The organism is Frankia nepalensis, from assembly GCF_016786325.1.
In the GTDB taxonomy this organism is placed as follows: domain Bacteria; phylum Actinomycetota; class Actinomycetes; order Frankiales; family Frankiaceae; genus Pseudofrankia; species Pseudofrankia nepalensis.
The window spans coordinates 12,428-25,712 of record NZ_JADWYU010000082.1; the positions used below are offsets into that span (position 1 = coordinate 12,428).

Annotated in this window: 8 protein-coding genes; 3 read left to right on the forward strand and 5 right to left on the reverse strand. The window is 71.9% G+C overall.

The genetic code is table 11. The annotated features are described in order from the left end of the window. Positions 1 to 33: 33 nt before the first annotated feature. Positions 34 to 2,592, reverse strand: coding sequence for a serine/threonine-protein kinase (locus tag I6A81_RS03450; protein ID WP_307874439.1), 2,559 nt, complete (start codon positions 2,590 to 2,592; stop codon positions 34 to 36). A 509-nt stretch (positions 2,593 to 3,101) separates the two neighbouring features. Here I6A81_RS03450 and pgi point away from each other — a divergent pair. Continuing rightward, a complete protein-coding gene (gene pgi / locus I6A81_RS03455; protein WP_238429719.1) occupies positions 3,102 to 4,832 on the forward strand; it encodes a glucose-6-phosphate isomerase in 1,731 nt (576 codons plus the stop codon). Positions 4,833 to 4,948: 116 nt separating this feature from the next. Next, a complete protein-coding gene (locus tag I6A81_RS03460; protein WP_203004961.1) occupies positions 4,949 to 5,371 on the forward strand; it encodes an STAS domain-containing protein in 423 nt (140 codons plus the stop codon). A gap of 342 nt (positions 5,372 to 5,713) precedes the next feature. On the opposite strand, the gene I6A81_RS03465 is transcribed toward I6A81_RS03460, so the two are convergent. Further along, positions 5,714 to 6,097: a hypothetical protein gene (locus I6A81_RS03465; protein ID WP_203004953.1), complete on the reverse strand. Its 384-nt coding sequence runs from the start codon at positions 6,095 to 6,097 to the stop codon at positions 5,714 to 5,716. Positions 6,098 to 6,546: 449 nt separating this feature from the next. Here I6A81_RS03465 and I6A81_RS42960 point away from each other — a divergent pair, with 449 nt between their 5' ends. Then, on the forward strand, positions 6,547 to 8,403 hold the full coding sequence (locus I6A81_RS42960; protein ID WP_238429723.1) for a hypothetical protein: 1,857 nt from the start codon (positions 6,547 to 6,549) through the stop codon (positions 8,401 to 8,403). Between the two features lie 73 nt (positions 8,404 to 8,476). Here the strand turns inward: I6A81_RS42960 and I6A81_RS03475 are convergent, their stop codons facing one another. The 3 genes from I6A81_RS03475 to I6A81_RS03485 are packed head-to-tail and all read right to left on the reverse strand — an operon-like array spanning position 8,477 to position 13,051. Next, positions 8,477 to 9,676 carry a right-handed parallel beta-helix repeat-containing protein gene (locus I6A81_RS03475; RefSeq protein ID WP_307874440.1) on the reverse strand — a complete coding sequence of 400 codons (1,200 nt, stop codon included), beginning with the start codon at positions 9,674 to 9,676 and terminating at the stop codon, positions 8,477 to 8,479. 34 nt (positions 9,677 to 9,710) lie between these two features. Beyond that, the gene (locus I6A81_RS03480; protein WP_203004954.1) at positions 9,711 to 11,792 is read right to left on the reverse strand and encodes a right-handed parallel beta-helix repeat-containing protein; all 2,082 of its coding nucleotides are present in this window, start codon (positions 11,790 to 11,792) and stop codon (positions 9,711 to 9,713) included. Next, on the reverse strand, positions 11,789 to 13,051 hold the full coding sequence (locus I6A81_RS03485) for a glycosyltransferase family 2 protein (protein WP_203004955.1): 1,263 nt from the start codon (positions 13,049 to 13,051) through the stop codon (positions 11,789 to 11,791). The genes I6A81_RS03480 and I6A81_RS03485 overlap by 4 nt, the downstream gene beginning before the upstream one ends. Positions 13,052 to 13,285: the final 234 nt, after the last annotated feature.

A 13,285-nucleotide genomic window follows, 5' to 3' on the forward strand; every position in this document is an offset into this window, starting at 1 on the left:
GCCGGGGAAGCCGGCCGCGCGGCGCGGGGTTTGTCAGCTCTGCCGAGCAATCGTAGTGATTGTTCCGTTCGGGTCGATTCGGCGCAGTGAATCGTTGCCGGTGTCGGCGACGTAGATCGCCCCGCTGGCGTCGATGGTGAAGCCCTCCGGGGCGTTGAACTGCGCCTGGGCGGCCGGGCCGCCGTCGCCGCTGTTGCCCTCGGAGCCGGTGCCGGCGATCGTCGTGATGATCCCGTCCGGGGCCACCTTGCGGATCGTGTTGCTGCCGTAGTTGATGATGTAGACCGAGCCGTCCTGGCCGAGCGCGGCGACCGGGATCGACAACGCCGCGTCGGTGGCCGGGCCCCCGTCGCCGGCGCGCCCCCGCTTGCCGTTGCCGGCGAAGGGGTGCAGAACGCCGTCCGGCGTGATCCGCTGGACGGTGTCGGAGCCCAGGTTCGCGACGTAGAGGGTGCCGTCCGCGGCGAGCGCGACGGTGCTGGGGCCGTCGAGGTCGGCCGACGTCGCCGGGGTCGGCGTGCTGGTGTACCCCGCGTTGCCGGTGCCGGCGATCGTCGTGATGGTGCCGTCCGGGGTCACCTTGCGGATCCGCTCGTTCGCGTAGTCGGCCAGGTAGAGGGTGCCGTCGGCGGCGGCCGTGAGGGACTCGACCCCGTTGATCTGCGCCTGGGCGGCCGGGCCGTTGTCGCCGGAGAAGCCGGCCTCGCCGTTGCCGACGACCGTGGTGATCTTTCCGGTCGGGTCGATCTTCCGGACCCGGAAGTTGTTCACGTCCGGGACGTAGATGTTGCCGGCCGCGTCCACGGCGACCCGGCCGGGGCCGTTCAGCCTGGCCTCGGTCGCGGGGCCGCCGTCGCCGGAGAACCCGCCGTCGTTGTCGGAGCTCGACGGGATGCCTGCGACGGTGGTGACGGCGCCATCCTTTGTGATCTTGTGAATGACGTCGCGGCCGTAGCTGCTCACGTACAGCGAGCCGTCGTCGGCGATGGCCACCTTGTAGGGCGCCATGTTCGGGATTCGCAGGCCTTGCCCGGCGAAGCCGACGGCGCTCGCCGGCAGGGCCGCCGTGCGGTCGGGGTACAGCGAGGCCGCGTCATCCTGGTCGCCGCCACCGCCACCGCCGCCACTGCTCGCCGCGAGCGCGATCGCGGCGATCAGGCCGACGATGAGGACGAATACCAGCGCTCCCGCGATCCAGGTCGTGCGCGCCGACAGCCCGAACAGCCCGTTCTTGTCCGCCTGGTGGCGGGGCTGGGGCGGTGGCTGACGTGGTGCCTGTCGTGGTGGCTGTCGCGGCGGTTGGGGCTGCTGGGTCGGCCCGCCGCCCGTCCAACCGCCCGGGGGTGGCTGCCGGTAGCCGGGCGTCGCCAGCGGCGCGGATGGCGGCGTCGGGCCGAGCGTGCTTCCGGGCGCGGACCCCGACCAGCCGGTCGGGCTGCCCGTCGGGCCGCCGGCGAAGGGCCGGACGGGAGGAGCCACCGGCTGGCTGGGCATCGAGCGCCCCGCCACCGGCTGGCCCGGCGCGGGGGGACCGGGCATCGGCTGGAAGCCCGGGCCGCCCGGCATGCCTGGACGCGGCCCGTACGGCTGCCCGGACAGCGGCTGCGCGGGTGTGAAGCCGCCCGGGTAGCCGGGCCCGCCCGGCGGCGGGGTGCCGGGGCCTGGCGGGCGAAGCGGCTGGGCGGGCGGCACTCCGAACGGCGGGTTCGGGGTCGAGGAGGTGCCGTGCGCGGCCTCCCGAATCTCGTCGTCCACCCGGATCTTGACGTCGGACCGGGTGAGCCAGTTCGGCCCGAAGGCCTGCACGGCCGCGCGGGCAAGCTCGAGGGCGAACTCGGTGGCGTCGCCGTAGCGGGCCGTCGGGTCCTTCGTGAGCGCCCGCATGATGACGGCGGAGACCGGAGCGGGGACGTTGGTCAACCGCTCCGGCATGACGTTGAGGTGGTGGTGCGTGAGCGGCTGCACACCCATCGGCCGGCCGAACAGCGGCCGCTCGGCGAACATCTCGTAGAGCACGCCGCCCAGCGCGTAGAGGTCCGTGGACGGGAACAGCCGGCTGCCGAGGATCTGCTCGGGCGCCATGTAGCGAGGCGTGCCGAGGATGGCGCTCGCGGTCGTCTCGGCGCCGTCGAAGATCTTGGCGATGCCGAAGTCGGTGACCTTCAGCAGCCCGGAGCCGTCGAACATGATGTTGTCGGGCTTCACGTCCCGGTGCAGCACGCCGGCGGCATGCGCGGTCGACAGCGCCGCCGCGGCCGCGATCCCGACCGAGCAGATGGTCTCCTGGTTGATCTTGCCACCCTGGATGCGCTGCTTGAGCGTCCCGCCGGACAGCAGCTCCATCACCAGCAGGCAGGTGCCCTCGTGCTCGACGTAGTCGTGCACGCGGACGATGTGCGGGTGGTCGAGCTCGGCGAGCACCCGGGCCTCGGAGAGGAACCTGGCCCGCAGCTCGGGATCGTCGGAGGTATCGAGGAGAATCTTGATGGCGACCTTACGGCCGATGAGCCGGTGCTGGCCGGCGAGCACGAGCCCGTACCCGCCCTTACCGAGGTCGCCTTCGACCTGGTAGCCGGGGAGAGCCGCCTCCACCAGAGAACGATCGATTAGCAAGGTCTGGTCCCGTTCGCCGCCGGCCGCGGTGCTGTACGAGGAAAAAAACAAGACGAGAAGGCCGCGCCCGGGCCGCAAACGCGCCCTTCGTCGTGTACCCGGCGATACTACGGCCTGGCACCCCCTGGATCGTGCCTGGCGAGGGGTAGATCGTGGTCGTCGGATGTGCGACATGGGGCGGCCGCTCGAAGGCGCGCTGAGCGCGCCGCTCGCGGCTCGCCGTCGGACGCTTCGCGCCCGACATGTGTGGTTGCGGGGTCGGTGTGGATGACTGGGGTCGATCCGGTCCTGGGGTTGGTGTGTTGCTGGGAGTGCTGAGCGCCGCTCGAGGTCCGCCATCGTGGCAACAGAGGGCCCATGCGGCCAGGGTCCGGTAGGTCCGTTCGGGGTGGCTGGGGAGCCGGCGGGGGCGTCCCATACAGACTGGCGGTAGCAGATCTCGACGAGCGGATCTGGAGCGGAAGGGCGGTCCCACGATGCCGGGTTCGATGCCGAACTCCGAGTCGTCCCACCTCGACGACGAGCCGGTAGTGATCACGGAGACTCCCGAATGGGCGGCGCTGCGCGGGCATCAGAAGCACCTGGCCGGCACCAGCCTGCGCGCGCTGTTCGCCGCTGACCCCGGCCGGGCCGAGGCCCTGTCCGCCGAGGCCGACGGGCTGTACCTGGACTACTCGAAGAACCTGCTGACCGCCGAGACCGTCCGGCTGCTGATCGCGCTCGCCGAGCGCGCCGGCCTGGCCGCGCGGATCGAGGCGATGTTCAACGGCGAGAAGATCAACACCACCGAGCGCCGGGCCGTGCTGCACGTCGCGCTGCGGGCCCCCGAGGGCGAGCCCGTCCTGGTCGACGGCGGGGACGGCGTGCCCGTGGACGTCGTGCCCGAGGTGCACAGGGTGCTGGCGAAGATGTACGCCTTCGCCGACCGGGTCCGCTCCGGCGTGTGGACCGGCGCGACCGGCCAGCACATCCGAACCGTCGTGAACATCGGCATCGGCGGTTCCGACCTTGGCCCCGCGATGGCCGCCGAGGCGCTGCGGACGTTCGCCGACCGGTCGATCGACTCCCGGTTCGTGTCCAACGTGGACGGCTCGGACATCTGGGAGGCGACCCACGACCTGGACCCGGCCCGGACGCTGTTCATCGTCTCCTCGAAGACGTTCACGACGCTGGAGACGATCGCCAACGCGAAGGCGGCCCGTCACTGGCTGGTCGCCGCCCTCGGCGAACAGGCCGTCCCGCATCACTTCGTGGCCGTCTCGACGAACGCCCAGAAGGTCGCCGAGTTCGGGATCGACACGGCGAACATGTTCGAGTTCTGGGACTGGGTCGGCGGCCGGTACTCGATGGACTCGGCGATCGGGCTCTCGCTGGCGGTCGCCATCGGGCCTGACAACTTCCGGAATCTGCTCGCCGGCTTCCACGCGATGGACGCACATTTCCGCACCGCGCCGCTGGACCGCAACCTCCCGGTCCTGCTCGGGCTGATCGGCCTGTGGTACCGGGACTTCTTCGGCCTGCAGACGCACGCCGTGCTGCCGTACAGCCACTACCTGAGCCGCTTCCCGGCCTACCTGCAGCAGCTGGACATGGAGAGCAACGGCAAGTCGGTGGACCGCGCCGGCCGGCCGGTGACGACCGCCACCGGGCCGATCGTGTGGGGCACCCCGGGCACCAACGGCCAGCACGCGTACTACCAGTTGCTGCACCAGGGGACGACGGTCATCCCCGCCGACTTCATCGGCTTCGTCGCGCCGCCGCACGCCGCAGTCGGCGGTACGGGGGCCGCCGACCAGCATGTGCTGCTGATGGCGAACTTCTTCGCCCAGACCGAGGCGCTGGCGTTCGGGAAGACCGCCGAGGAGGTCGCGGCCGAAGGGGTCGCGCCCGAGTTGGTGCCGCACAAGGTCTTCACGGGCGACCGGCCGACGAACACCCTGCTCGCCCCGGAGCTGAGCCCGTTCATCCTTGGTCAGCTGATCGCGCTCTATGAGCACAAGGTCTTCACGCAGGGCACGATCTGGGGGATCAACAGCTTCGATCAGTGGGGCGTCGAGCTGGGCAAGGTGCTCGCCGGCCGGATCATCCCCGAGCTCGCCGCCGCGGACGAGCCGGAGCTCGGGCACGACGCCTCGACGAACGCCCTCATTCGTCGCTTCCGCGCCGGCTTCGGGACCGGCTCCGGAGCCATCGCCCCGGCGGGGGCGAGTCTGGCGTGAGCCCCGGATAGGCCCCGCGGTCGGCGCCGCGTTCCCCGAGCTGCCAGCGCATGTTACTCTCCGTAACCATTCTGCGGCCCGGGGAGGGCGCCGGCCGCCAAAGGATCGGGGGCGTGATGCGGGTCGACGGCGGGGCTCTGCGAATGTCGGTGCACCGCGACGCGGGAGAGGACGTGCTCCTCGAACTGGTCGGCGAGCTGGACGACGCCGGCCGGCGCTGCCTGCGCGACCAGATCGGAGAACTGCTCGGCCGCGGTGGCGGGACGGTGACGGTCGACGTGGGCGGCTTGCGCCAGATAGACATCCCGGCGCTTGCCGCGCTGCTGCGCGCCGACCTGCTGCTGCGCCGGGTGCACGGCACCCTGGAGATCCGCGCGCCGACGCCGGCGTTCCTGGAGCTGGTCGCCGCGACCGGCCTGACAGACCGGCTCCGGATCGTCCCGGCCACCGGCTCGTCCGTGGCGTCCACCGGCTCGCCCCCGGTGTCCGTGGCGGGCGTGGCGGGCGTGGCGGGGGTCGCGCCGGGCAGATCGGCCTGAGGCCCTTCCCGCGCATCTTGACCGGGCCGCTGGAACGCCGATCCGCGCACACATCCGACGATCACCAGCCCGTGGGAGGCATGGCAGCTTCCTTGATCGTTAGATGTGTGCGCCATCCAGCGATTTCTGCCCGTTTCGTCCCTGAACATCGCACAGATCTGGTGATCTACCGGGGAGGGTGGGGCGGGGCAGGTAGAAGATCGCTGATTGTGCGCGCGGATCGGCGGTCCAGGGCCCGCCGAACATGATCCACAGTGAGCGGCCTGGTCCGAACCTTCGGCCCGCGCCGTCCATCGCCATGGCCGCGCCCTCGGCGCGGCGCCGTCTCGACCCGCCGACGCTTCAGAGGTGATCCGCGGCGGCCGCGCCGGCCTCGGCCGCCCGGGGTGCCGAGGCGGCGAATCCGGTCGGCCCGGTGGCGAATCCGGTCGGCCCGGTGACGTGGGCCGCGGTGGCGTGGGTGGCGGTGACGAGGCGGAGGGTGGGGCGCCCATCGGCGGCGCCGAGGAGTTCCCGGCCGCCGCTCGCGGTCGCCGGCGCGGCCGGCGTCGAGGGTGTCTGGGCGCCGCCGTCTCCACCGGCGCCGGATACGCCGCGCGTGAGGCGCAGCGTCGACCGGCCCGGGCCGGTCATCCATCGCTCGACGACGCCCATTGCCAGCATGACCATCATCATCAGCAACGGGAACCCGATCACCGCCGCGGCGGCCGGCGCGGTTATTTCCACCTGAACACCCCCTGATGCCGAAGGCTGATACCGGAAGGAAGGCGCGCGATCGTCGCGGCGGGCCCGGACCGCGTCGAGGCACCCTATTGGTTCAGCTACCCACCGTGTTCACTATGTCACCTGACGCTGTCGTTCTCACCCATGCCGGGGGGCGCCGTCCCGCTGGTTCCGTTGGACTGACTCCCCCGAGTTCGGTGGTCCGAACCAGGTCCGAGCCGGAATCGTCAGAGATCCCGGCGTCCAAGGAGATCGTTGTGCCAGGGGCGCCTTGCCGGTGGTGTGCGGCGCCGCGTCCACGCTCTCACCGTCGTGGCGGCTCGGCAGCGCGACCGCGCGGCCTATCCGGAACCGCCCAACCCGTCCGGGACACGCGAATCGTCAGCGGATACGTCATCCGGGTGGTCCGGGTGGCGGGCTGCCGGACGGCGGCGTCGTACCCTGCCCTCACCATGTCTGCGTCGTCGTTCGGCTCGTACGAGGGCCAAACCCCGTATGAGTACGGGCGCGACCACCGTTACTCGCCTCCCGTGAACGACCCCGCCGGGCCGTCGGAGCGTTGGGCGGCGGACGACGCCGCCTATCCCGACGCCGCCTATCCCGACGCCGCCTACCCCGACGCGGCCTACCCGGAGGCCGCCTACCCCGGCGTCGCCTACCCCGACGGGGGCGCGCCGGTGGCCGAGTGGCGGAGCTCGGTGGGGCCCTCGCAGGGTGGCTCCTGGACCTCCCCGGTCGGCGACGTCGATCGGGGAGCGACCCCGGGTCCGGGGGGAGGCTTCGGCCCGTCGTTCCCGCCCGTCCCGTCGCCGTACCCACTCCCGCGTCCGCCCGCGCCGGAACCCGGGGGGCCGGCGGGTCACCCAGACGGTCCCGCCCGCCCGCTCCCGCCGGCCGCGCCGCCGCTGGCGCCCGAGCCGCCGTGGCCCGCGCCGCCGGCCGTGGCGTCGTCGGCGCGGGTGGAGGCGGCCGTGTACTCGGCGCCTCCTCCGCCGTCCTACTCGCCGCCGCCCTACCCACCGCCTCCCGCCTACTCGCCGCCGCTGGCGCCGTACGCGCCGACGGAGCCGTACATCGTCGGCGCGGTCCCGGCGGCACCCGCGCCGGCCGCGTTCCTGCCTGGCGGGGCCGCCGGCGACGCCTTGACGACGGCCGCCGCCGGGCCGTACCCGACGCTGCCCGCCGTGTCGCCGCCGGCGGTTTCGCTGCCGGCCGGCGCGTTCGCGCCCGCGTCGGTCCCGGTGCCGGCCGGGAACACCGGCGTCGGCCTGACCGCGCTCGACGACGGCTCGATCGGCGTCGAAGCCGCCGCGCGCACGCTCGGCCAGAGGCACCCCGCCGCGCCGCCGTACCCGGCCCCCTCCTCACCCCCGCCGTACCCGGCTCCCTTCCCACCCCCGCCGCCCGCCGGGCCGCCACCCGTGCCCAAGCCGGCGTCGGCCTGGGACGTGATGGTCGACGCCGTGCCGGCGGGCGGCGGCGTCTTCACGGGTGACGTGTCGGTTGGCGGTGGGTCGGCGGCCGGTGCGTCGGTGGGCGGCGTGTCGGTGGATGGCGTCTCGGTGGACCAAAGGCAGGCCTCGGCCGGGGTCCCGGCGACGCGGGAGGCACCGACAGGGATCGACCCCACCGGGCCCGCCCACGCCGCGGCGCCCGTGGACGCCACCGCGTTCGTCGGCGCGTCCGGCCCGGTGGATGCCCCCTGGCTCGTCGACAGCCCCGGGCTCCCCGCCGTGCCCGGTGGCTCGGCCGTGACGGTCGGGCCGATGGTCGTGGACGCGCAGTGGGCCTCGCCGTCGCCCGGGGCCTCGCCGTCACCCGAGTCATCGCCGCGGCCGGGGTCATCGCCGCCGGCCGGGCCGCTCCTGCCCGCGCCCGGCGGGACGCCGGCGGAGCCGCGGTCGCTGCCGGCGCTGCTGGCCGAGCTGGCGGCGATGGCGGCGGCCATCGCCACGGGAGCGCCGGCGACCGGAACGGACATCAACGTGTCCGCCGGGGCTACCGGTCCGATGCCGTTGGCCCCTTACCGAAGCCCGCGTCGGGCCAGTAGGGAGGATGTCGCCGCCCGGTACACGATCGTCCGCGAACAGGTCGACTACGCGCTGGCGGAGATCGCGCTCGCCAGGGCCGCCTTCCGGCGTGCCCGCGAGGACGAGGGTTTGGGCTGGCCATATCGAGACACGGAGCTGGACCTGCTGCGCCGTCCCCGGGTGGCGCACGCCCTCGCCTGCGAGCTGGCCGGCGTCGAGCGGCTGCGCGTCTGGGCCCAGGAGCTCTACTGGCTCCAGGAGCAGAACAGGGGTTTCTGAGCCCGGCCTGGCGGCCGGCGCGGCGCCGAGACCCTGGGGACCCAGGAGACCCGGCGCGGCGCCGGACCGGCGATCAGCTTCCGGAGCAGGTGACGTTGGACAGGCCCTTGGCGGCGCCGGTCACCTGGTTGTCGCATCCGACGACATTGCCGGTCTCGTCGGCCTTGTGGATGTAGACACCGAAGCCCTCACCGTTCACGGTCAGGGTGTTGGCGCGGATGATGTTCTTGCGGCCCCAGCCGTCCTCGACCACGTGAGTCTGGATGCCGTCCGTGACGGTGCCGCCGTCCTGGGTGCCGACGTTCTTCTCCACCAGCCAGCCGTTGCCCTTGACGTCGATCCAGGAGTCGGTGGCGACCATCGCGTCGCCGCTGAGCTTGTTGCCGCTGACGATCCCGCCCTCGGTTCCTTCCTTGATGTCGATGTTCTCCGAGGTCGTACCGGCGATGTCGTTGCCGATCACCGAGTTGCGGTCGCTGCGGTCGGGCTCGCAGTTGGTGTACTCGCACCAGTTGCTGGTGGCGCTGCCGATGTAGATGCCCTCGCCGAACTTCTCGGACCGGTTGCCGGTGTCGCGGATGACGTTCCCGACGACCAGGTTGTCGCTGCTGCCGGTGCGCAGGTGGATCGCCTCGTCCCCGGTGGCGCTGACGTGCAGCGAGGCGATGACCGAGTGGTTGACGGAGTCGGCCATGACGCCCTTTTGGCCGTTACGCACGCTGAAGCCGACCACTCGCACCCAGGACACCTTCTCCAGGTGCAGGAGGTACTTGGCGTCGTCCTCGCCGTCGATGACGGCCTCCGGAGTGCCGCATACCCAGATCGGGCTCGGCTCCGTTCCCGACTTTGTGATCTTGAAATCGCCGGTGTAGCGACCCGGAGCCATCCGGATGATGTCTCCCGGTTCCGCCGCCGCCAGGGCGGCGGTCAGGTCGCCGGCGTTGCGCACGGTGATGCCGCCACCCTCCGGGCACGTGACCTGGCCCCCGGCCGGGGCGACCGGGCCGGAGCCGGCGGCTCCGGTGCTCGTGTCGCCGCCGCCCGACCCCCCCAGGGCATCCGGGTTCAGGGAGGCCGGCGGGATCGAGGCGAACTCGATCGGTTCGTCGTCACCTCCGCCACAGGCGCCGGCGGTGAGCGCGATGGCGGCGAACAGGGCGGCCATCCGCCCGCGGCCGGCGCGGGCCCCGGTGGACGGTGGACTGGGCGGCGTGCGCCATGACGACGTGGACACGCCGTTCACATGGATCTCCTTGATCTCCTTGTCTTTCACCGAGACGGCTCCACGACCGCCAGGGCCGTGCCCCCTACGAGGTAGGGGGCTGGCTGTTTTCCTGGTGGCCGTCGTGCCCGCCGCGCCGCGGACGCGGGGCGGACGGAGCCTCGCGCGGCGAGAAGAAGTCCGACGAGCCGGACGTCCTGGGCGGTGTCAGCCAGGCCGTGGTCTCGTGGTCCTGGACCCGCCCGGCGGGGCCGCCTCGCCGGATCAGCTCGGTCGGCTCGGCATCCTGCCGTGGCACGGTCGGCTTGGTCCGCGTCGAGGGCTGTCGCCGCGGTGCTGCCTCCGCGAAGACCGACGACCCGTGGGACGGCCCGGTGCCGGCAGCGGTGAGCTTCTTGCCGGCGCCGTTTCCGGCGGACCTCGATGGGCTGGCCCCGGCGCCGTTCGCCGAGGCGGCGATCAGTGCCAGCTGGGCCGGCGGCCGCATGGTCCCGCCGGTCAGCCGCTGGAGCAGCAGCTCCGCCTCCGGGTAGGGGTGCTGCCTGGGCGCCTTCTTCGCCTTTCGGCGGCTGCGCCAGCCCAGGAGTGGCAACAGCACCAGGACGCCCCAGACCAGCAGCGCCGGGTGCTCCTCGATCAGCGAGTACCAGTGGTTGGCCTCGAGGCTGACCCAGCCGTCGGTGTTGTTGCTGTGGATCTCGCGGGTCTTCACGCCGAGGGCCTTGCGGATGTCGATCGCTCGCCAGCCCTCGCCAGAGAGCTTGTTGTGCTGGATCTTGGTGTCGTCCGCCTGGCCGCGCACGGTGATCGCGAAGTCGGAGGCACCGGTCACCGTGTTGCGGCTGACGACGTTGGTCGTGGCGCCCTGGATCACAATGCCGCGCCTGTCGTCGGTCAGGGTGTTCTGTACCAGCGCGGTGCGCCGGGCGTCCGGGCCGATCTGGATGCCGGCCTCCGTCGCCGCGATAGCCGTGTTGCCCTCGATCTGGGTGCCGTTCGCGCCGCTCTTGATGATGATGCCGACGGTGCTACCCGTGACCTTGTTGGCCCGCAGGACGCTGTTCTCGCCGCCGACCACGCGGATGCCGTAGCGGCCGTTGCCGCTGACCGTGTTGCCCTCGAGCAGGGTGTCCTTGATCTGGTGTACCTGGACGCCCGTCGCGGTCGCGACCAGACCGAGCCCGCGGCCGTCCACCGTGATGCCGTCACCGGAGTTGTCGGTGACCGTGCTCCGCATGACCCGCGAGCCCGAGGCACGGTCGATGGTGATGCCGTCGCCATGGTTGCGGGTGGACGTGATGCCGGAGACGAGCGTGGTGGTGGCGTCCCGGTTGACGGACAGGCCAGAGCGCTCGTTGTCCTCCAGCCGGACACCGATCATCTGGATGCCCTCGCTGCCGGAGACGTAGGCACCGAAGACGTTCTGGGAGAACACGGAGTCGGCGGCGCCGCCGGTGCTGGGCTCGCCCTTGCTTCCGGTCCAGGCGATCCCGCCGGTGCGTCCGGTCCAGAACCCGAGGTTGGTCGCCTTGACGTTGCGGACGATGAGCTCGCCACCCATCGTCCGGATGTAGGACCGTCCGTCGGCGGTCGCCGTGTCGGGCCGGAGGTTCTGGACGTCCCAGCCGACGATGGACAGCTTCTTCTCCGGCGAGTCGCCGAAGAACTCCATGGCACCGCGCCAGGCGGTGACCGTCGCGTAGCCGCTCGCCCCACTGGCCAGCCGGAGCTCGCCGACCTGCCCGTTGATCACGAGCCGGGCCTGGGGACCGACGAGCACGTGCGCCGTGAACAGCACGCCGCCGTCCACCTCGCGGCGGCCGCCGCCGGCGGCGACCACGTCCGTGGCGGTGTACGGCTGCGCCCGGGCGGGCAGCAGCAGGGTCGGCAGGCTGCCGGCCGTCTCGACGATCGTCGGTTCGGTGAGCACCCCGAAGCGCTCGTACATGGTGCGCAGCCGGATGTCCTCCGCGTCCACCAGCGTCGACTGCTTCTTCGCGTCGGCCGAGCTGGCAGGCGGCAGTGGCGGGACGGGGTCGGCGTGGGCCGGGGTGACGGTGGTCGCGATCGTGGTCGCGGCGAGCGCCGCCACCATGGTCGCCAGGAGCAGGCCAGCCCGCGCCGCCACCCGTCGGGGTGAGCGTCGCGCCTGGGACGGCCGGGTCATCGGGCACCCGCCGGCGCCGGGGCGGACGGGCCGCTGGTCCTCGTGGAGGCGTCGCTCTGGCCCTCGCCGCCGATGAGGTCGGCGCGCCTGGTCAGCCAGCCCTGCTTGTTCATCGACACGAGCGCCCAGGCCTTGATCGGTAGCGCGACGACGATGATCATGAGGACGGTGAGCGGAAGGACGAAGATGTCCCGCGGATGCTCCTTGAGATGCGACATGCCTCGGATGGCGCGACCGAGGAGCAGCCAGACGATCGCGATGATCGGCGCGTTGGCCTCGGGACGCATCATCCACAGCGCGAAGTAGGTCATCGCGATGCCCATGGTCACCGGGGTGAGCACGATCTGCAGCACGCCGACCTGGGTGATCAGTGGCTGGCGCCACAGCCAGCCCTTGTAGATCGCGGTGAGGTAGGTGCGGTAGGAGTTCCGGCTCCAGCGGACGCGCTGCTTGATGAAGGCCCGCAGGCTGTCCGGGAACATCGACATCGCGCGGGCCGTGTCCTGGTGCACCGTCTTGTAGCCGGAGGCCAGCACCAGCCAGGTGAGCCGGCCGTCGTCGCCGGCGATGCAGCGGCGGCCGAGGAAGAACTCGTGCTCCAGGTTGTGCAGGACGGGCAGCACCGCGGAGCGGCGGTACGCCGCGGTCCGCCCGGACAGGCAGGCGACCGCGCCGGCCCGGCCCTGGGCCGGCACGTAGTCGAGGTAGCGGATGTCCACCAGCCAGTTGGCGACTCGCCGCCAGACGCTGGTGCGCGGCTCGTAGACGTTCTGGCGGGTGCCGACGCCGCCGACCTCCGGGTCGACGAACGGCATCTGGACCGCCGCCAGCAGGCCGGGCTCCCACGCCGTGTCGGAGTCACACAGCACGATGACGTCGTAGCGTGCCGCCGAGATCCCGACGCCGAGCGCGGAGCGCTTGCCCTCGTGCACGAATGGGATGACGGTCACAGTCGGGTCGGCGCGCCGGGCGAGCCGCTCGATCAGCTCGGTGTCTTCCACGTCGGGGACGATGATGATCTCTGTCGGCTCCTGGGCCAGCCAGGTCTTCAGGCAGCGCTCCAGGACGTCGGGGTCCTCGCGAAAGGAGGGCACGATCACCGAGGTTGTTGTGCGGAAGTTGTTTCGTACCGGCCGGTATCTGGTGGAAAGAAGCCGGCGTGTGAGCCATACCACCCACGAGACGACGCCCGCGATGCCGATCGGTATAAGACTTCGGTGGCTCGAGATGAAGTCGACCGCGGCGCTGAGCCATTGCATTGTCGCTTGGACCCCCCCAGTGCGACTCATGAGTCGAAAGAGCCGCACGGACCGGATGACCTCCGCCCCGAGGCCTTCTAATCTCGATCCAGATCGTTCTGGCTCTATGGCGGGCGATCGACCGTGATCACCCGCAGGCAACAGTCAGGCTAGCAGTGGCCACAGTGTGCGCCATCGGCGGGTCAATCCACTCTGCGTGTATGTCTCATCACTGTCGATGCCGATGCGCCACTG